We start from the raw sequence: 18263 nt of genomic DNA on the forward strand, positions 1-18263 counted from the left end.
GGTCGCCCGGCTCAGCTCGCCCGGTACGCCGTGAGGTAGTCGGCCAGCGCCGTCTCGGCTCGGTCGGCGGCGTCGGCGAGCGCGGCCGCCTGCTGGCGGGCGGCGATCACGTCGCGGCACCGCACGTGCTGCTCGACGGCGAGCGCCAGGTCGGCCAGCTCGTGGGCGCCGACGGTGCTTGAGGAGACCTTCAGGCTGAGCACCGAGTCCATCGCGGCGACCAGGTCGCCGTCGAGGAGCGCGTCGAGGATCCGACGCACCCGGCTCTCGAGCATCGAGCAGTAACGCCGGGCGAAGGAGATCGCGAACTCGCAGTCCTGGATGTCCGACCCGAGGCGCGTGAGTGCCTCGCGGTCGAGGACGAGGGTGGCGCTCATGCCTGCTCCCCCGCGGTCTCGTCGTCCTGGTCGGTCTCGTCGTCCTCGTCGTCGGAGGACCAGATGAGGGACATGCCGAGCAGGATGGCGCCGCCGAGCGCGACCCAGAGGACCCCGTCCTGCACGACCGGCGAGCGGAGCGCGCGGATGGCGGTGCCGAGCTTCGGCACGACCGCCTGCATCTCCCAGACGGTGTCGCCCTCGAGGGTGGCGACCCACGGGTCGACGTTGTCGTTGTTGTCGCCCTTGGTCCGGATGGCGGTGGTGCCGTCCTCGTTGTTGATGACCTCGACGACGCGGTGGGTCTCGACGCGGCGGTCCTCGACCGGGATGTGGTAGCTGATCACGTCACCGACGGCGACCTCGGAGGCCGGCTCGGGGGTGGTCACGACGACGTCGCCGGGCATGATGCCGGGCTCCATGCTGCCGGTGAGCATGGTGGAGGTGCGGTAGCCCAGCAGGTGCGGGCCGACCGCGAGGAAGCAGAACGCCAGCGCGCCCACGAGCAGCACCACGGTCGTGACCATGCTGATGAGCCGGCTGGCCCAGCGACGGCCGGAGCGCTCGCTGCGGGGCTGCTCCTGCGGCGCCTGCGGCTCGGACGTCTCGGTGGCGCGCTGCGCGAGGACCGGCCGACGGGTGATGACGCGCTGCGGCTGCTCGGCGCGGTGGCGGCCGACGATGACGGCCTGCGGTGCGACGGTGCTCACGACCGGACTCCTCGGGACTGGTGGGGGCTGCTGCCGGTCGTCCCGGCTGGTGCTGCCCTGATGACGAGAACTCTGCCGCCCGCAGATCAAGGGTCCCGCTGGCGAAACCCCGAGGTTTCCTCAAGGCCTGCTCAACCCCTCCCAGGGTGGAGCAGGCCTCCGTCACCGCACCGCTCGCCCCCCGCTCAGGCCTGCGCCGGCCGGTCGAACCACCCGGCGAGGGCGGGCACCCGCCGCAGCACGAGCTGGTCGACCAGCAGCGCCACCAGCAACGAGATCCCGAAGAACGGCAGCAGCACCCCCAGCACCACGATGCCGACCGTCAGGGCCGGCGTGGAGCGCAACGGCATCCGCCCCCGCGGGGCGCCGATCGACGCCTTGCCGCGCGGGCGCCGACGCCACCACATCAGCGGCCCGGTGACGCACGAGACGACCACCCCGAGGCACATCAGCGCCGCGCCCCAGAACGACCACAGCCCGAGGCTGCGCCCCTCGTGCAGCCCGATGCCCTGGGCGACCACCTTCGCCAGCGCCGGGTAGTCGTCGTACCCGTAGGTGGAGACGACCTGACCGCCGTACCGGTCCACGTGCACCGTCCGCTCGTCCGACGGCGCGTCGAACGCGTAGCCGATGACCGAGAAGACCCCGTCGTCGGTGCTCGGGATCGCGATCGTGAAGGGCCGGCGCAGGCCCTCGCGCTCGGCGACGACGACCGCGGTGTCCACGTTCGCCACGCTGACCTCCCCGGCCGCGTCCGGCTCGGGCACCTCCGACCGCGGCACCTCGGACTTGTGCTGCGCCCAGGGCGCGTCCTGCACGTGGCTGTGCGGGAGCGACTCGTCCAGCGTCGAGACCGGGTCGGAGAAGCCGCCGTGGTCGGTGCTCCACATCGAGGAGCCCTGGGCGGTGGCCAGCTCCTGGACCTTCGCTCCCCAGAAGCCGGTCCAGGGCAGGCCGGAGACGAGCAGCGTGAGCAGGCCGACGCCGACGACGGCGCCGACGATGCCGTGCCGGGCGCGCAGCCTGGCCGCCGGGCGGCCCGACCGCGCCAGCCGTCGTCGCGCCTTGCGGCCGCGGAAGAACAGGTAGTACCCGGTGATCGCCATGACGATCGCCCAGCAGGCGCCGAGCTCCATGACCGCGTCACCGACCCGGCCCGACATCAGGTCGGCGTGCAGCCGCACCGCCGTGCCGGAGAGCGTCGTGTCGGGGTTCATCGACCCGAGCACCTCGACCGCGAACGGGTCGACGAAGACGTCGCGCCCCTCCCCGTCGGGCAGGACGACGGAGAAGACCGTGCTGCGCCCCTCCTCGCGCGGCTCCGCCAGCGAGACGACCGTGGCGTCGGGGTAGGCCGACTGGACGGCGGCGAGCTGCGCGGAGTACGGCTGCGCGATCTGCTGGGTCGCCGTCGGCTCGGCCTTCATCAGGTCCGGGTGGAGCAACGGCTCGAGCTGGAAGCGGAAGAGGTAGATCAGGCCGGTCACGGCGAGCACCAGCAGCACCGGCACCACGACGAACGAGGCGAAGAAGTGCCAGCGCCACACGGCGCGGAAGAGCCCGCCACCGGACGGCTTGCCGTCGCGGTCGGGCCGGCGCCGTCGCGGGCCGGAGTCCGGGTCGGGAGCGCGCTCGGGCACGCGGACGTCGGTCATGCGGTCTCTCCTCGAGACGGCGTGCAGGTACGCCGGACGGGCGCCGTGCACGCAGGGGTCGACGGACCGCCTCGGCTGGCGGTCCGCTGCGGACGGGGTCAGGCCGCGAGGAGAGGCGGCCCGCGGCGTACGACGCAGCGCGCGAGGAGGGAGGTCGTGCGGGGAGCCGGCTCGTCGGACCGCACCGCGGCAGTCACGACGGACGGCACGCGGACCGCGCCGAGCGCGGCGAGCGCGAGCAGGAACGGCCGGAGGAAGGCGGTCGAGGCCAGCGCGACGAGCGTCCACAGGGACCGCTCGCCCACCGCCAGCCACAGCCCGACGAGGACCGCGGCCACGAGGTGGACCACCATCATCGGCGCGTGGGCAGTGAGGTCGGAGACGAGGTGCCCGACCGGGAGCGCGGGGGCGACCGCGTGACCGGCACCCTCGTAGGCCTCCTGGAGCGACCCGACGCGACGGCCGTCGACGACGGGCAGCGCGGCGCCGGTCGCGTGCGCCAGTGGCCCGCGCGCCGTGGGCGCATCACCCACGTGCCCGCCCGTCGCGGTCAGCACGGCGTGCACGCCGGCCTGGCCCAGCACGAGCGTGACCACCACGCGCAGCGACGAGGCGGGGCGGGCGAGCAGCGCGGCCGAGACGACCGCCCCGACGACCACCAGCAGCACCAGCACCCCGGGCCCGGGCAGCAGCCCTTCGGCCGTCACGTGACCTGCCGCGCCGAGGAAGACGGCCAGGAGCGTGACGACGACGGCGCGCGCCCACAGCACGACCGGGTCCATCCGACGCTCCACGAGCCCGATCATCCCATGACCGACCCGCCCCGGCTCACGCTCCGCCGCTCGACCAGCGGCCGGAGGCTCAGTTCAGGCGGCGGCTCAGTTCAGGCGGCGGGTGTCCTCAGGCGCGGTGCCGCCGCGGTGGACGTCCTCGACCATCTTCTGGAGCGCGGTGAGGGCGACGTTCTGCGGGACGGGGCCGAAGCTGACCCGGGCCACGCCGAGCTCCTGCAGGCGCGCGAGCGGCGGGTGGCCGGGCAGGCCGATGAGCGTGAGCTTCTGCGGCCCGAGGGCGTCGACGAGGTGGGCGACCTCGGCCTCGTCGAGGAAGCCGGGCACGAAGACCACCGGGGCGCCGGCGTCGAGGAACGCCCGGCAGCGCTCGGTCGCATCGGCGAGCACCTCGCCGCGGTCCCGGTCCCCGGCCCTGAGGAAGACGTCGGTGCGGGCGTTGAGCACGAAGTCGATGCCGGCCTGCTCGACGACGCGCACCACGTCCTCGACCTGGCGGGCGGCCTCGGCGAGCGGCTTGAGCTGGTCCTCGAGGTTCGCGCCGACGACGCCGAGATCGATGGCCCGGCGGATGGTGCCGGCTGCGTCGCCGTACCCGCCCTCGAGGTCCGCGGTGACGGGCAGGTCCGTCGCGCGCACGATCCGACCGATCATGTCCAGCATCTCATCGAGCGGGATCTGCTCGCCGTCCTCGTGGCCGAGGGTCGCGGCGATGGAGTGGCTCGCGGTGGCGAGCGCCTTCGTGCCAGGGACGTCGGAGACGACCTTGGCGCTGATCGCGTCCCACACGTTGACGACGGTGAGCAGCTCGGGGTCCCGGTGCAGGCGGAGCAGCTCGCCGGCCTTCGCGGCGGTGGCGCTGGAGGAGTCGGTCATGGCTGTTCGTTACCCCCAGAAGACGCGGTCCACGACCGCGGTGGCCAGTCGGGTGTGCCGCAGGTGGTCGTTGACCATCGCGTCGGTCTCGCCGGACGGGTAGCCCAGGATGCTGGCCACCGCCGCCCGCTCGCGCGCGTCGCGGGGCATCTGGTCCGAGGGCGTCCCCCGCACCAACGTGACCGCGTTGCGCACCCGGCTCACGTGTCGCCAGGTCTGCTGCAGGACGTCGGCGTCGCCGGCGTCGACCAGCCCGGCCTCCCGGGCGGCGTCGAGCGCGGCCATCGTCCGGGTGGTGCGCAGCCCCTCGACCTCGTGCGCGTGCCGCATCTGCAGCAGCTGCACGGTCCACTCGACGTCGGCGAGCCCGCCGCGGCCGAGCTTGAGGTGCATCTGCGGGTCGGCACCGCGCGGCAGCCGTTCGCGGTCCACGCGCGCCTTGATCCGGCGCACCTCCAGCGCGTCGTCGTCGGTGATGCCGCCCTCGGGGAAGCGCAGCGGGTCGACCATCTCCTCGAAGCGCCGGCGCAGGTCGGGGTCGCCGACCACCGCGTCGGCGCGCAGCAGCGCCTGGGCCTCCCAGACCATCGACCACTTCGCGTAGTACGCCGCGTAGGAGTCGAGCGTGCGCACGAGCGGCCCCTGCTTTCCCTCGGGCCGCAGGTCGGCATCGACGGCCAGCGGCGGGTCCCCGCCGGGGAGGCCGAGGAGGCGGCGCAGCTCGTTCGCGACCGCCTGGGCGTACGACGACGCCCGCTGCGGGTCGGCGCCCGGCACGGGGTCGTGCACGAACAGCACGTCGGCGTCGGAGCCGTAGGACAGCTCGAACCCGCCGTACCGTCCCATCGCGACGATCGCCATCCGGGTCGGCGCCTCGTCGAGGCCGCGCTGCTCGCGGACCGCCCGGCCCACGACGTCGAGGGTCGCCTCGAGCGTGGCGTCGGTCAGCCGGCTGAGCGCGGCGCCGACGGTGTCGACCGGTGTGAGCCCGACGAGGTCACCGGCGGCGATGCGGAAGAGCTCGCGGCGGCGGACGGCGCGGACCACGCGCACCGCCTTCTCGGGGTCCTGCTGGCGGCGGGCGGCCGCGCACATCTCCTCGACGAGCGCCTCGCCGCCCAGCGGCGTGAGGTCCTCGCCGAGCAGCCGGACGCCCTGCGGCTCCCGCTCGAGCAGGCTGGTGGCGTAGCGGGAGCGGGACAGAACCTGCGCGAGCCGCTCGGCGACCTGGCCCTCGTCGCGCAGCGTCTTGAGGTACCACGGGCTGTCCCCGAGCGCCTCGCTGATCCGCCGGAACCCGAAGAGCCCGCCGTCGGGGTCCGGCCCGTCGGCGAACCACTGGAGCATGACCGGCAGGAGCGCCCGTTGGATGTTCGCGCTGCGCGAGACGCCGCTCGTGAGCGCCTCGAGGTGGCGCAGGGCGGCCTTCGCGTCCAGGTAGCCGAGCGCCGCGAGCCGCTCCCCCGCCGCCTCGGTCGAGAGCCGCACGCCCGGGCCGGGGATCGCCGCGACCGCCTCGAGGAGCGGGCGGTAGAAGATCTTCTCGTGCAGCCGCCGCACCTCGCGGCGGTGGTGCTGCCACTCCTTGTCGAGAGCGGCCGCGGAGTCGCGGAGGTAGCCGACGCTGCGCCCGAGCCGGCGCATGGCCTCCTCGTCGTCGGGCACGACGTGGGTGCGGCGCAGCTGGAAGAGCTGGATGCGGTGCTCGAGCGTGCGCAGGAACGCGTAGGCCTCGTGCAGCGCCTCGCCGTCCTCGCGGCCGACGTACCCGCCGCGGGTGAGGTCGGCCAGCGCGCTGAGGGTGGCCGTCGCGCGGATCGACTCGTCGCCGCGGCCGTGGACGAGCTGGAGCAGCTGCACGGCGAACTCCACGTCGCGCAGCCCGCCCGAGCCGAGCTTGAGCTGCCGCTCGGCCTCGCGGGCAGGGATGTGCTCGACGACCCGGCGCCGCATCGCCCGGGTGTCGGGCACGAAGCCCTCGCGCTCGGCCGCGCTCCACACCAGGGGCGCGACCATGGCGGCGTACGCCGTGCCGAGCTCCTTGTCGCCGGCGACCGGGCGGGCCTTGAGCAGCGCCTGGAACTCCCAGGTCTTCGCCCAGCGCTCGTAGTAGCCCTGGTGGCTGGCGAGCGTCCGTGTGAGCGGGCCGGCCTTGCCCTCCGGGCGCAGGGCGGCGTCGACGGGCCAGATGGTGCCCTCGCCGGTCTGGTCGGAGCATACCTGCATGAGGTTGCCGGCCAGCTGGGTGGCGGCCCGGAGCGCGGCGTGGTCGTCGGCCCCCTCGGCCGGCTCGTGGACGAAGACGACGTCGACGTCCGAGACGTAGTTCAGCTCGTGGCCGCCGCACTTGCCCAGCGCGATGACGGCGAGGCGGGTGAGTGCGGACTGCTCCCCCACGCGCTGGCGGGCGACGGCCAGCGCCGCCTCGAGGGTGCCGGCCGCGAGGTCGCTGAGCTCGGCGGCGGTGTCGTCGACGCCGAGGGCGTGGGCGAGGTCGCGGGCGGCCAGGCGCAGCAGCCACCGGCGGTACTCCACCCGCAGCGCGTCCAGCGCCTCCCCGTCCGGGAGCGTGGCGACCGGTTCCGGCGCGTCGGGGTCGGCGCCGACGCTGGTCAGCAGCGCCGCCCTCAGGGCGTACGCCGCCGGCCGGGTCGAGCCGAGCGTCGGGTCGGTGAGCTCCCGCCAGTGGGCCGGGTGCCGGACGAGGTGGTCGCCGAGGGCGGCCGACGCACCGAGGACGCACAGCACGCGCATGGCGGTGCCCTCGTCGTCGGCGAGCGCCTCGAGCATCGCGCCCGGGTCGTCGAGCGCCTCTGCGAGCCGCACGAGCGTGGCGAGCGCGAGGTCGGGGTCGGCGGTGCGCGCGAGCAGGTGGAGCAGCTCCTCGGCCGTGGGGCCGAGCGTGCGCAGGTGCTCCGCGGCGGCCTCGCTGTCGAGGAACCCCAGCCGGAGCAGGGCCCCCTTCGAGGTCGCCGCGCGGTTCACCGGCGGTCCTGCCGGGCCAGGTCGGCGAAGCGCTCGGCGACCGGCCGCCAGGCCGCTTCGAGCTCGGGCCGGGCCACCTCGATGTCGGCCAGCAACCGGGCCTGGTCGATGCCGCGGGCCTCGTGGGAGCCGCGGTCGTCCTCCGCCCAGGGGCGCAGCACGTCGGCGGTGACCTCGGGGTGCAGCTGGACGCCCCAGGCCGCGGGCGCGAACCGCGCCGCCTGCACCTGTCCGTCGTCGGTGCGCGCCAGCACGACGGCGTCGTCGGGCACCGTGGTGACCACGTCGTTGTTCCAGTGCACGCCGCGCCGGGCGCCGGTCGTCAGCCCGCCGACGAGCGGGTCGTCGACGGCCGCGTCGGTCCAGCCGACCTCGAGCAGGCCGAGCTGCTGCCCCGCCGGGTTGACCTCGACCGCCCCGCCGAGCGCGGTGGCGACGAGCTGGTGGCCCAGGCAGATGCCGAGGGTGGGCACGCCGGCGGCGACCGCCTGGCGGACGAGGCCCATCGTCGGCCCGAGCCACGCGTGGCGCTCCCCGTCGCGCACGCCCATCGGGCCGCCGAGGACCAGCAGCGCGTCGTGCTTGGCGGGATCGAGCGTCGCGGGCACCCGGTCGCCGGCGTACGGCCGCAGCACGTCGAGCGTGCAGCCGGCCGCGGCCAGCCAGTCGCCGACGAGCGCCGGAGGGCAGTCGCGGTCGTGCTCGAGGACCAGCACGCGCGGGCCGGTCACCGGCGGTAGCCCTTCGGCACGCCCGGCTTGGTGTCCAGCGACGGGTCGTCGGCGATCAGCGCGAGGAACAGCACGCTGAGCCCCACGACGATCGTCACGAACCCGAGCTGGCCCAGCAGCACCGAGACCGGCAGCAGCAGCACGCCGACGACGACGCACCACCGCTTGGCCTCGGCCGTCCGCGCGGGCAGCGCCCGCAGCGCGAACCCGGTGACCCCGAGGACGACGACCGCCGCCACGGTGAGCGACACGGCGTACGTCAGCGCGCCGCTGTCGTCGGGCAGCACGCCCACGAGGACCCACGCCGCGAACGCTGCCACGACGGCGCCGATGCCCAGCGCGACGTACAACGCCATCCGCAGGCGACGCTCGCGGTCCTGGCTGTAGACGACCGCATCGTCGGCGGCCCCGGTGCGTGCCACGGTCAGATGACCGGCAGCATCCGGTCGCGCTCGAAGGCGGAGACCTGGCCGCGGTACTCGTCCCACTCCGCACGCTTGTTGCGGAGGAAGAAGTCGAAGACCTGCTCGCCGAGGGTCTCGGCCAGCAGCTCGGAGCTCTCGGCGATCGTGATCGCCTCGTTGAGGTTCTTCGGCAACGGCTCGATGCCCAGCGCGGTGCGCTCGCGCTCGGTCAGCGACCACACGTCGTCCTCGGCCTCGCGCGGCAGCTCGTACTCCCCCTCGATCCCCTTCATCCCCGCGGCCAGCACGGCGGCGAAGGCGAGGTAGGGGTTGCAGGCGGCGTCGATCGTGCGCAGCTCGACGCGGGTCGACTGGCCCTTGTTCGGCTTGTACATCGGCACGCGGACCATGGCGGAGCGGTTGTTGTGGCCCCAGCAGATGTAGGAGGGCGCCTCGCCGCCGAACATCATCCGCTTGTAGCTGTTGACCCACTGGTTGGTGACCACGCTGATCTCCCGCGCGTGGTGCAGGACGCCGGCGATGAACTGCCGACCGGTGCGGGAGAGCTGGTACTGCGCGCCCGGCTCGTAGAAGGCGTTCTGGTCGCCCTCGAAGAGCGACACGTGGGTGTGCATGCCCGACCCGGGGTGGGTGGTGAACGGCTTGGGCATGAACGAGGCCCAGATGTCCTGCCCGAGCGCGACCTCCCGGATCACCGTCCGGAAGGTCATGATGTTGTCGGCGGTCGTCAGCGCGTCGGCGTACCGCAGGTCGATCTCCTGCTGGCCCGGGCCGCCCTCGTGGTGGCTGAACTCCACCGAGATGCCCATCGACTCCAGCATCGTGATCGCCTCGCGGCGGAAGTCCGCGCCCTTGGACTGCGCGGTGTGGTCGAAGTAGCCGCTCCGGTCGACCGGCACCGGCTCCTCGCCCGCCTCGGGGGCGTTCTTGAACAGGTAGAACTCGATCTCGGGGTGGGTGTAGAAGGTGAACCCGCGGTCCGCCGCCTTGCCCAGCGTCCGCTTGAGCACGTGGCGGGGATCGGCGTACGACGGCGAGCCGTCGGGCATCTCGATGTCGCAGAACATCCGCGCGGTCGAGGGGCCCTCGCCGCGCCACGGGAGGATCTGGAACGTCGCCGGGTCGGGCTTGGCCAGCATGTCGGCCTCGTAGACCCGGGCGAAGCCCTCGATCGCCGAGCCGTCGAAGCCGATGCCCTCGGCGAACGCCCCCTCGAGCTCGGCCGGCGCCACCGCCACGGACTTGAGGAAGCCCAGGACGTCGGTGAACCACAGCCGGACGAACCGGACGTCACGCTCCTCGAGACTGCGGAGAACGAAGTCTTCCTGCTTGCCCATGGCGCCAGCCTAGGGCCGGGCCCCGTCGGTCCGTCCGCCGCCACCCCGCCCGTGGCAGGCTCGCGGCCATGACGGAGATCGAGCGCCGCATCGAGGCCCGCCACACCGAGCCCGACTACCAGGCCTGGTCGTTCAGCGACGCGGCCCGCGCCCGGGGCCGGCACCGCGACAGCGTGGGCGGCAAGTGGGACGAGATGGGGCAGCTCCAGCTCGACTTCCTGCTCGGCCAGGGGCTCGAGCCGAGCATGCGGCTGCTCGACGTCGGGTGCGGCTCGCTCCGCGCCGGCCGGCTCCTCGTCCCCTACCTCGACCCCGGCCACTACTACGGCATCGACATCGGACACGACATCGTGCAGGCGGGCTACGACCTCGAGCTCGACGACGCCGCGCGCGAACGGCTCCCGGTCCAGAACCTCCGCATCACCGACCGGTTCGACGCCGACTTCGGCGTGCCGTTCGACATGGCGATCGCGCAGTCGGTCTTCACGCACGTGTCCCTCAACCACATCCGGCTGTGCCTGTACCGCGTGGCGAAGGTGATGAAGCCGGGCGGGAAGTTCTACGCGACCTTCAGCGAGAAGCCCAAGGACTACCCGGTCGACGGCACTTGGGGCCGCGCCTACACCGAGCGCAACGTCTACTGGTACTACCGGCGCGACCTGCGGTGGGCCGCTGAGCGGACCCCCTTCGAGTTCCGCTACCTCGGTGCCTGGGGACACGCCCGGAACCAGAAGATGGTCGAGTACACGCGGCTGCCCGACTAGCCGGGTCCCGGGCCCGCCCCGGGTCCACCCAGGTCAGTCGTGGCAGATGTCGGCGTCCTGGGTGCCGAGCACGCCGCCGTACGCACGACGCATCGGCTCGTGCCAGTCCTGGGTGACGCGGGTGAAGGCGAGGGTGCCCGCCACCTTCTTCCTCACCCCGTCGACCATGACCTTGCGGACGACCACCTTCGTGCGGACCTCGTCGCCGCGGGTGCCGGCCCAGCACGAGCTCGCGACGCCCGCCCTGCGCGCCTGCTTGAAGCTCACCCGGTCGCCGACGGCCTGGCCGCGGTAGCGCTGCACGACCGTCGTGACGTAGCCGGTCTGGCCCTCCCACGGCGCCCGGATCGTCATCGACATGCCCCAGGTACGCCGGGGGCTCACCATGAAGCGGACCTCGCCGTCCTCGACCTGCTTGACCTTCGACTGCCACACGATCGGCTGCTCGGCGCCCTCCGGCAGGCGGACGTTGGCCAGCTGGACGGTGCAGCCCTCGCAGTCGGGGACGTCGTAGACCAACGTGGTCAGGCCGGCGCTGCTGGGGTCGTTGCTCGGGCTCGTGCTCGCGGGGGCGGCGGCGACGGAGGTGCCCGCCACGACCGTCCCCGAGAACGCCACGGACGTTGCGGCGATCGCCGCCGCGGTGCGGAACGTCATCGTCTTCTGCTCTCTGCTCGGCGCCGGGACTCCGTGCCCCGGTCTGCGAGGAGATGACGCCTGGGCGAACCGTCCGGTTGCACCCGTCCCCCGGGAAATGCCACGAGCGGCCGCCGGGGTTGCCGGCGACCGCTCGGGGGTCGTGGGTCGAGCCGCTGCGGGTCAGCGGTTGTCGGCTGCGCGCTGGGTGGCGTCGAAGGTGAGGTTGACGGTGTTGGCGAGGCCCTGGAACTTGTTGTCGGCGGCGTCGGGGAACTTCAGGGTCACGCGGAGGTTGGAGACCTTGGCGTCGTTGAGCGTGGCGGTGGCCTTCTCGAGGGCGAGGTTGGCGCCGATGACCGGGCGGGGGGCGAGGACCTGGGTGGTGGGGCCGGCGCACTGGAGCTTGCCGTTGGTCTTGGTGGGGTCGACCTTGGTCCAGGCGGTGGCGCACTGGTCGATGCTGATCTGCAGGCCGTTGGTGGTGTCGGTGGAGAGCAGGTTGGTCGCGGTCGCGGTGGTGGTGAGGGAGACGGTGCCGAACTTCTCGTCGTTGGCGCCGCGGGTCAGGACGATGTCGCGCTCGACGGTGTCGCCGGGGACCAGGCCGGTGGCGGCGATCGCGGGGCCCTGGGTGGAGGTGCCCTGGCCCAGGACGATGGTGCCGGCCGCGACGGACTCGGAGGCCGAGGTGGTGGAGGTGAACGCACCGAAGGTGCCGAGGCCCGCGACGGAGGCGGCGCCGGCGACGAGCGCGACCGAGGCGACCAGCTTGGCGGCGGTCTTGCGGTTCTTGCGGGTCTTGCGGGCGGCGGTGGTGTTCGTCATCGGGAGGAGCCTTTCGGGAGGGGGCCGCCGGTCTCTCCGACGCCGTTGTTGCTTGATGACCTGAACTCTGCCGAGCCCAGATCAAGGCACCCCCCGGCTCATCCCCGACGTTCCCTCAAGAGCCCCGCAAGACCCCTGAGGGACACCGGCCCCCGGTCACTCCTCCGGCACGTGCGCCTCGATCTCGGCCAGCCACGCGGCGGCCGACGCGTCCGACGGCATCCGCCAGTCACCGCGCGGCGACATGGTCCCGCCGGCGGAGACCTTCGGGCCGTTCGGCAGCGCCGAGCGCTTGAACTGGCTGGCGAAGAACCGCTTCACGAAGAGCACCAGCCAGCGGCGGACCTCCGCGAGGTCGTACTCCGCGCGCCGGTGATCGGGGAAGTTCGGCGGCCACTCGCCCGCCTCCTTGTCACGCCAGGCGTGCCACGCCATGAACGCGATCTTCGAGGGCGGCATGCCGTAGCGCAGCACGTGGAAGAGCGTGAAGTCCTGCAACGCGTACGGCCCGACGCTGTCCTCGGTGCGCTGGGGCAGCTTGTCCTCGCGGGTCGGGATCAGCTCGGGGGTGATCTCCTGCTCGAGGATCTCCTGGAGCACCTCGTTGGTGTCCGACTCGAACTGCCCGCTGCTGATCACCCACCGGATCAGGTGCTGCACGAGCGTCTTCGGCACCCCGGAGTTCACGGTGTAGTGCGACATCTGGTCGCCGACGCCGTACGTGCACCAGCCCAGCGCGAGCTCGGAGAGGTCACCGGTGCCGAGGACGATGCCGCCGCGGTGGTTCGCCAGGCGGAAGAGGTAGTCGGTGCGCAGGCCGGCCTGGACGTTCTCGAAGGTGATGTCGAAAACCTCCTCCCCCTCCGCGTAGGGGTGACCCAGGTCCGCCAGCATCTGCGCGGCCGCCGGGGTGATGTCGATCTCCTCGAAGGTCACGCCGAGCGACTGCGAGAGCCGGGTGGCGTACGACTTCGTGGTGTCCCCCGTCGCGAACCCCGGCAGCGTGAAGGCGTGGATGTCGCTGCGCGGCCGGCCGAGCCGGTCCATCGCCCGCGCCGCGACGATCAGCGCGTGGGTGGAGTCGAGGCCGCCGGAGACGCCGATGACGACCTTCGGCTGGCCGATGGACTCCAGGCGCCGCTCGAGGCCGGAGACCTGGATGTTGTAGGCCTCGTAGCAGTCCTGCGCGAGCCGCTCGGCGTCGTCGGGCACGAACGGGTAGCGGTCGACCTTGCGCAGCAGCCCGATGTCGCCGGTCGGCGGGTCGAGCTCGAGCTCGACCGTGCGGAAGTCGCCGTACGACGCGTGCGAGCGGCGGTTGTCGTCGAAGGTCCCCGTGCGCAGCCGCTCGAGGCGGCTGCGGTCGAGGTCGGTGTCGACGACCGTGCGGCGCGGGCCGTCGGGGAACCGCTCGGTCTCCCCCAGCAGCTCGCCGTGCTCGTAGACCATCGTCTGGCCGTCCCACGACAGGTCGGTCGTCGACTCGCCCTGCCCGGCGGCCGCATAGACGTACGTCGCCAGGCAGCGGGACGAGGCCGACCGCGCGAGCAGCTTGCGGTCCTCGGCGCGGCCGACCGTGATCGGGCTGCCCGACAGGTTGGCCAGCACCGTCGCCCCGGCCAGCGCAGCCTCGGCGCTCGGCGGGATCGGCACCCACATGTCCTCGCACACCTCGACGTGGAGGACGAACCCGCGCACGTCGGTCGCGGCGAAGAGCAGGTCGTTGCCCAGCGGCACCTCCTGGCCGGCCACGACGGTCGTGCCGCCGAGGTCGTCACCGGGGGCGAACCAGCGGCGCTCGTAGAACTCGCGGTAGTTCGGCAGGTAGGACTTCGGCGCGACGCCGAGCACCCGGCCGCGGTGGACCACGACGGCGGTGTTGAGCACGCGGTTGCCGTGCGCGAGCGGGGCGCCCACGACGATGATCGGCAGCAGCTCCTCGGAGGCGGCGACGATCTCGGCGAGCGCGTCCTCCACGGCGTCCAGCAGCACGTCCTGGAGGAAGAGGTCCTCCGCGGAGTAGCCGCTCAGGCACAGCTCGGGGAAGACCGCGACCGCGACGCCCTCCCCCGAGCACTCCCGCGCCTGCTCGAGGACGGTCCGGGCGTTGGCCGCCGGGTCCCCGAGCGCGATCGGCATCGTGCAGGCCGCGACGCGCGCGAACCCGTGGGCGTAGGCGGAGTAGAAGTCCACACTGGCGAGTTTCCCAGGTCGGCCGCTCGGCATGCCTCGGCCGGCGGCGATGAGTCCCGCGACGTCGGCGGGTCGGAGGTGTCACCCCGACCCGAGGAGACGCCATGACCGTCCACCCGACCAGCATCAGCCCGTGCCTGTGGTTCGACGACCAGCTGGAGGAGGCGGCGGCGTTCTACGTCTCGGTCTTCCCGAACTCCGCGATCGGCCACCTCAGCCGCTACCCCGAGGCCGGTCCCGGCGAGCCGGGGGCGGTGATGGCGGGCGAGTTCGTGCTCGACGGCATCACCTTCCGCGGGATCAACGGCGGCCCGCAGTTCCGGTTCACCGAGGCGGTCTCCTTCGAGATCTCCTGCCGCGACCAGGCCGAGGTCGACCGGTACTGGCAGGCACTCCTCGCCGGCGGCGGCGAGGAGTCGATGTGCGGCTGGCTCAAGGACCGGTTCGGGCTGTCCTGGCAGGTCGTGCCGACCCGGCTCTACGAGCTGGTGTCCGACCCCGACCCCGCCCGCGCCCAGGCCGCCGTGCAGGCGATGCTCGGCATGCGGCGCATCGTCGTCGCCGACCTCGAGGCGGCCGCCGACGCGGCGGTCCCGGCGTGACAGCGGGGTGACCAGCGGCATAGGCGCCCGCGCGGGAGCCCGGCACTAGCCTGGGAGCGGTCCGTGGACCTCACCAGGAGGCCGCGAGATGACACCCCGAGGGAGCCCTGCCATGAGCGAGGAGACCGCGCCGTACGGCACCGGACCGGCGAAGCCGGCCGGGAGCGCACCGGTCAAGCGCGTCCGCACCCACCACCTGCGCGAGATGAAGGAGCGCGGCGAGCGGTTCACGATGCTCACCGCCTACGAGCAGTACGCCGCGCAGACCTTCGACGAGGCCGGCATCGACGTCCTCCTGGTCGGTGACAGCGCCTCCAACAACGTCTTCGGCAACGAGACGTCCCTCCCGGTCACCGTCGACGAGCTGATCCCGCTGGCCCGCGCCGTGACCCGCTCGGCCCGACGCGCGCTGGTCGTCGCCGACCTGCCGTTCGGCAGCTACCAGGCCTCGCCGGAGCAGGCCTACCTCACCGCCGTCCGGTTCATGAAGGAGGCGGGCGCGCACGCGGTCAAGCTCGAGGGCGGCGTCGAGATGGCGCCGCAGGTGCGCAAGCTGGTCGAGGGCGGCATCCCGGTCATGGCGCACATCGGCTTCACCCCGCAGAGCGAGCACACGCTCGGCGGCTACCGCGTCCAGGGCCGCGGCGAGGCCGCGAAGCGCGTGCTCGAGGAGGCGCGCGCCATGGAGGACGCCGGCGCGTTCGCCGTCGTCATGGAGATGGTGCCCGGCGACGTCGCCGCCGAGGTCACCGCGTCGCTCGCCATCCCGACCATCGGCATCGGCGCAGGCGCCGACTGCGACGGCCAGGTGCTGGTCTGGCAGGACGCCTTCGGCCTGCGGACCGCCAGGATGCCGCGCTTCGTCAAGCAGTACGCCGACCTGCACGGCGTGCTGCTCGCCGCCGCCCAGGAGTACGCCGCGGACGTCAAGGCCGGCACGTTCCCGGGGCCCGAGCACACCTTCTGAAGCCTTCTCAGCAGGCCGGCCGGGGGCTAGCGTCGCCCCATGCGCGCGCTCTCGGTCGGCCTGCTGTCCTCGTTGGTCCTCACGCTCCCGCCGGCCACGGCCGGCGCCCTCGTCGCGGACGGCCCCTCGGTCGCGCCTGCGGCGACCGCTGGGAAGGCGGCACCGGGGCTGCGCGTGCGGACGGTGGTCTCGGGGCTCGACAAGCCGTGGGACGTCAAGCCGATCCCGGGCGGACGCATGCTCGTCACGGAGCGCGACCGCGCCCGGGTGCTGGTCGTCAAGGGCGGCCGGGCCACGCCACTGGACTTCCCGAGCGGGTCGGTGTGGGTCTCGGGCGAGACCGGCCTGATGTCGCTCGAGGTCGACCCCGAGTTCGAGCAGAACAAGCGGTTCTACACCTGCCAGGGCGGCTTCGCGGGCGGCGGTCGCCGCGACGTGCGCGTCATGGCCTGGAAGCTGGAGGGCCGCGCGGCCGAGCCGGTGCGGAAGCTGCTCGGCGGCCTCCCGACCTCGAGCGGTCGGCACGGCGGCTGCCGCCTGCTCATCGCCCGCAACGGCGCGCTGCTCGTCGGCACGGGCGACGCTGCGGTCGGCACCAACCCGCGCGACCTCACGTCCCTCGGCGGCAAGGTGCTGCGGCTGGACCGCCGCACCGGCAAGCCGTGGCCGGCCAACCCGTTCGCGAAGGCCGGCAACCGCAACAAGCGCTACGTCCTCACCTACGGCCACCGCAACGTCCAGGGCCTCGCGCAGCGCGCCGACGGCTCGATCTGGTCGGTCGAGCACGGCAGCTTCCGCGACGACGAGGTCAACAAGCTCGTGCGCGGTGGCGACTACGGCTGGAACCCCGTCCCCGGCTACAACGAGCAGGTCCCGATGACCGACCAGTCGCTGCCCGGCAAGCAGCGGGGCGCCCGCTGGCGCTCGGGCAACCCGACCATCGCCACCTCGGGCGCGGCCTGGGTGCGCGGGAAGCGGTGGGGGTCGTACGCCGGCATGCTCGCCGTCGGTGTCCAGAAGGGCGAGCGCGTGCTGTTCCTGCGCTTCGACGCGAAGGGCCGGCTGAAGGGCTCCCGGACCCCGGCGGCGCTGCGGCAGCACGGCCGGATCCGCTCGGTCGTCAACGCCCCGAACGGCGACCTCCTCGTCACCACCGACAACGGCTCCGGCCGCGACCGGCTGCTGCGCGTCAGCCCGCGCTGACCCGGCCCGCGAGCTCCTCGAGGAGCGGAACGACCTCGGCCACCGGCGGCAGCGCGGCCATCTCGGCGGCGACGGCGCGCGCCCCGGCGGCGTACCGCTCCTCGTGCAGCACTGCCGCGAGCGCCGCCGGCAACGCGTCGGCCGCCCCGACGCCACCGGCGACCGCGAGGCCGGCTCCGCACGCAGCGACGTGCTCGGCGTTGAGGAACTGGTCCGAGGCGAAGAGCGGCAGCACGACCTGGGGCACGCCGGCTGCGAGCGTCATCATGGTCGTGCCGAACCCGCCGTGGCCGATCACGGCCGCGGCGTGCGGAAGGACCTCCGCCTGTGGCCACCACCGCTGGACGCACGCGTTGGGCGGCACGCGCAGGTCGGCGGGGTCGAGGCCGTTGCCCGTGGTCATCAGCACGCGCACCGGCTCGTCGGCGAGCGCTTCGAGGACCGCGGCGTAGATCCCGGCGAAGGTGGGGATCCCGGCCGCCACCGACCCGAAGGACACATAGACCAGCGGCTGGTCCGGGTCGCCCCACCGCTCGGGCAGCAGGCCCATCGGCGCCGGCGGCGTCTCGCGGTAGCGGTGCAGCGGCCCGCTCGTCAGGCGCGCCCCGCAGGCGTCGTCGAGGCGTGCGGGGACGCTCGAGAACGTCGTCGCCCCCCGCAGCGCCGCGCAGCAGGTGCCGGGCGGGAGGCCGACGAGCCCGTCGAGCTCGCCCAGCGGCTCGGTGAGGTACGCCGCCACCCGGCCCATCAGCGACGACACGTTGACCGCCACCACCGCCTGTGGGATGCCGGCCGCGAGCGCCGCGGCGAGCGAGCCGAGCTCCACCGGCTCGCGCAGGACCAGGTCGGGCCGCCACGTCTCGACGACCTCCGTGACCCCCGGCAGCGCGGCCCGGGCGTCGAGCCGGCCGAACACCTCGGTCACGACCAGCCGGTTCGCCTCCTCGGTGCTGAGCGTCGGCAGCCGCCCCATGACCGGTCCCAGCTGCTCGGGCGGCACGTCGTCGAACGGCAGGTGCAGCAGGCCGCTGCGCGCCACCTCCGGCGCGAACGACCCGGGAGCGGCCACGGCGACCCGGTGGCCCGCGTCGACGCAGGCGCGCGCCACGGGGACGAGCGGGCCGAAGTGGCCGGAGCCCGCGGTGCTGGCGACGAGCACGCGCATGGCACCAGCGTCGCAACG

At 73.6% G+C, this 18263-nt stretch carries 17 protein-coding genes; 4 read left to right on the top strand and 13 right to left on the bottom strand.

The features are described 5' to 3' along the window. Window positions 1-11 precede the first annotated feature (11 nt). The 9 genes from G6553_RS12400 to G6553_RS12440 all read right to left on the bottom strand — a co-directional run bounded on the left by G6553_RS12400 (window position 12) and on the right by G6553_RS12440 (window position 9887). Window positions 12-377, bottom strand: a complete 366-nt coding sequence (locus G6553_RS12400) for an Hpt domain-containing protein (RefSeq protein ID WP_166193118.1) — start codon at window positions 375-377, stop codon at window positions 12-14. After that, window positions 374-1087, bottom strand: a complete 714-nt coding sequence (locus G6553_RS12405) for a signal peptidase I (protein ID WP_207619701.1) — start codon at window positions 1085-1087, stop codon at window positions 374-376. The genes G6553_RS12400 and G6553_RS12405 overlap by 4 nt, the downstream gene beginning before the upstream one ends. A 185-nt stretch (window positions 1088-1272) precedes the next feature. Beyond that, window positions 1273-2742, bottom strand: coding sequence for a PepSY domain-containing protein (locus G6553_RS12410; RefSeq protein WP_166193121.1), 1470 nt, complete (start codon window positions 2740-2742; stop codon window positions 1273-1275). 98 nt (window positions 2743-2840) lie between these two features. Continuing rightward, the gene (locus G6553_RS12415) at window positions 2841-3536 is read right to left on the bottom strand and encodes a hypothetical protein (protein ID WP_166193124.1); all 696 of its coding nucleotides are present in this window, start codon (window positions 3534-3536) and stop codon (window positions 2841-2843) included. A gap of 84 nt (window positions 3537-3620) precedes the next feature. After that, the gene (locus tag G6553_RS12420; protein WP_166193127.1) at window positions 3621-4409 is read right to left on the bottom strand and encodes an isocitrate lyase/phosphoenolpyruvate mutase family protein; all 789 of its coding nucleotides are present in this window, start codon (window positions 4407-4409) and stop codon (window positions 3621-3623) included. Window positions 4410-4418: 9 nt separating this feature from the next. After that, a complete protein-coding gene (locus G6553_RS12425) occupies window positions 4419-7394 on the bottom strand; it encodes a bifunctional [glutamine synthetase] adenylyltransferase/[glutamine synthetase]-adenylyl-L-tyrosine phosphorylase (protein WP_166193130.1) in 2976 nt (991 codons plus the stop codon). After that, window positions 7391-8125: a type 1 glutamine amidotransferase gene (locus G6553_RS12430; protein WP_166193133.1), complete on the bottom strand. Its 735-nt coding sequence runs from the start codon at window positions 8123-8125 to the stop codon at window positions 7391-7393. Before G6553_RS12430 ends, G6553_RS12425 begins: the two co-directional genes overlap by 4 nt. Then, window positions 8122-8547, bottom strand: coding sequence for a hypothetical protein (locus G6553_RS12435; RefSeq protein ID WP_166193136.1), 426 nt, complete (start codon window positions 8545-8547; stop codon window positions 8122-8124). Before G6553_RS12435 ends, G6553_RS12430 begins: the two co-directional genes overlap by 4 nt. 2 nt (window positions 8548-8549) lie before the next feature. Next, window positions 8550-9887, bottom strand: a complete 1338-nt coding sequence (locus tag G6553_RS12440; protein ID WP_166193139.1) for a glutamine synthetase family protein — start codon at window positions 9885-9887, stop codon at window positions 8550-8552. Window positions 9888-9955: 68 nt separating this feature from the next. On the opposite strand from G6553_RS12440, the gene G6553_RS12445 reads away from it, so the two are divergent. Beyond that, on the top strand, window positions 9956-10651 hold the full coding sequence (locus G6553_RS12445) for a class I SAM-dependent methyltransferase (protein ID WP_166193142.1): 696 nt from the start codon (window positions 9956-9958) through the stop codon (window positions 10649-10651). 33 nt (window positions 10652-10684) lie between these two features. Here G6553_RS12445 and G6553_RS12450 read toward each other — a convergent pair whose 3' ends face one another. The 3 genes from G6553_RS12450 to G6553_RS12460 all read right to left on the bottom strand — a co-directional run bounded on the left by G6553_RS12450 (window position 10685) and on the right by G6553_RS12460 (window position 14341). Beyond that, a complete protein-coding gene (locus G6553_RS12450) occupies window positions 10685-11308 on the bottom strand; it encodes a hypothetical protein (protein WP_166193145.1) in 624 nt (207 codons plus the stop codon). Window positions 11309-11470: 162 nt separating this feature from the next. Then, the gene (locus tag G6553_RS12455; RefSeq protein WP_166193148.1) at window positions 11471-12115 is read right to left on the bottom strand and encodes a TasA family protein; all 645 of its coding nucleotides are present in this window, start codon (window positions 12113-12115) and stop codon (window positions 11471-11473) included. Window positions 12116-12271: 156 nt separating this feature from the next. Further along, complete coding sequence (locus tag G6553_RS12460; RefSeq protein ID WP_207619702.1) at window positions 12272-14341, bottom strand: NAD(+) synthase; 2070 nt, start codon at window positions 14339-14341, stop codon at window positions 12272-12274. A 71-nt stretch (window positions 14342-14412) separates the two neighbouring features. On the opposite strand from G6553_RS12460, the gene G6553_RS12465 reads away from it, so the two are divergent. The 3 genes from G6553_RS12465 to G6553_RS12475 all read left to right on the top strand — a co-directional run bounded on the left by G6553_RS12465 (window position 14413) and on the right by G6553_RS12475 (window position 17080). Beyond that, window positions 14413-14910, top strand: coding sequence for a VOC family protein (locus G6553_RS12465; RefSeq protein ID WP_166193154.1), 498 nt, complete (start codon window positions 14413-14415; stop codon window positions 14908-14910). Between the two features lie 112 nt (window positions 14911-15022). After that, window positions 15023-15877, top strand: a complete 855-nt coding sequence (gene panB / locus G6553_RS12470; protein WP_207619703.1) for a 3-methyl-2-oxobutanoate hydroxymethyltransferase — start codon at window positions 15023-15025, stop codon at window positions 15875-15877. A 39-nt stretch (window positions 15878-15916) separates the two neighbouring features. After that, window positions 15917-17080, top strand: a complete 1164-nt coding sequence (locus G6553_RS12475) for a PQQ-dependent sugar dehydrogenase (protein ID WP_166193160.1) — start codon at window positions 15917-15919, stop codon at window positions 17078-17080. Here G6553_RS12475 and G6553_RS12480 read toward each other — a convergent pair. Beyond that, window positions 17067-18245, bottom strand: coding sequence for a glycosyltransferase (locus G6553_RS12480; protein WP_166193163.1), 1179 nt, complete (start codon window positions 18243-18245; stop codon window positions 17067-17069). The genes G6553_RS12475 and G6553_RS12480 overlap by 14 nt on opposite strands. Between the last annotated feature and the right edge of the window lie 18 nt (window positions 18246-18263).

The organism is Nocardioides sp. IC4_145, from assembly GCF_011250565.1.
Classification (GTDB): domain Bacteria; phylum Actinomycetota; class Actinomycetes; order Propionibacteriales; family Nocardioidaceae; genus Nocardioides.

What these genes read in the sequence shown, in the direction of transcription:
- G6553_RS12450 (WP_166193145.1), bottom strand. Translation starts at nt 11,308, where the DNA reads ATGACGTTCCGCACCGCGGCGGCGATCGCCGCAACGTCCGTGGCGTTC.
- G6553_RS12465 (WP_166193154.1), top strand. Translation starts at nt 14,413, where the DNA reads ATGACCGTCCACCCGACCAGCATCAGCCCGTGCCTGTGGTTCGACGAC.
- G6553_RS12480 (WP_166193163.1), bottom strand. Translation starts at nt 18,245, where the DNA reads ATGCGCGTGCTCGTCGCCAGCACCGCGGGCTCCGGCCACTTCGGCCCG.
- G6553_RS12410 (WP_166193121.1), bottom strand. Translation starts at nt 2,742, where the DNA reads ATGACCGACGTCCGCGTGCCCGAGCGCGCTCCCGACCCGGACTCCGGC.
- G6553_RS12440 (WP_166193139.1), bottom strand. Translation starts at nt 9,887, where the DNA reads ATGGGCAAGCAGGAAGACTTCGTTCTCCGCAGTCTCGAGGAGCGTGAC.
- G6553_RS12420 (WP_166193127.1), bottom strand. Translation starts at nt 4,409, where the DNA reads ATGACCGACTCCTCCAGCGCCACCGCCGCGAAGGCCGGCGAGCTGCTC.
- panB (WP_207619703.1), top strand. Translation starts at nt 15,023, where the DNA reads ATGAGCGAGGAGACCGCGCCGTACGGCACCGGACCGGCGAAGCCGGCC.
- G6553_RS12475 (WP_166193160.1), top strand. Translation starts at nt 15,917, where the DNA reads ATGCGCGCGCTCTCGGTCGGCCTGCTGTCCTCGTTGGTCCTCACGCTC.
- G6553_RS12400 (WP_166193118.1), bottom strand. Translation starts at nt 377, where the DNA reads ATGAGCGCCACCCTCGTCCTCGACCGCGAGGCACTCACGCGCCTCGGG.
- G6553_RS12455 (WP_166193148.1), bottom strand. Translation starts at nt 12,115, where the DNA reads ATGACGAACACCACCGCCGCCCGCAAGACCCGCAAGAACCGCAAGACC.
- G6553_RS12460 (WP_207619702.1), bottom strand. Translation starts at nt 14,341, where the DNA reads ATGCCGAGCGGCCGACCTGGGAAACTCGCCAGTGTGGACTTCTACTCC.
- G6553_RS12445 (WP_166193142.1), top strand. Translation starts at nt 9,956, where the DNA reads ATGACGGAGATCGAGCGCCGCATCGAGGCCCGCCACACCGAGCCCGAC.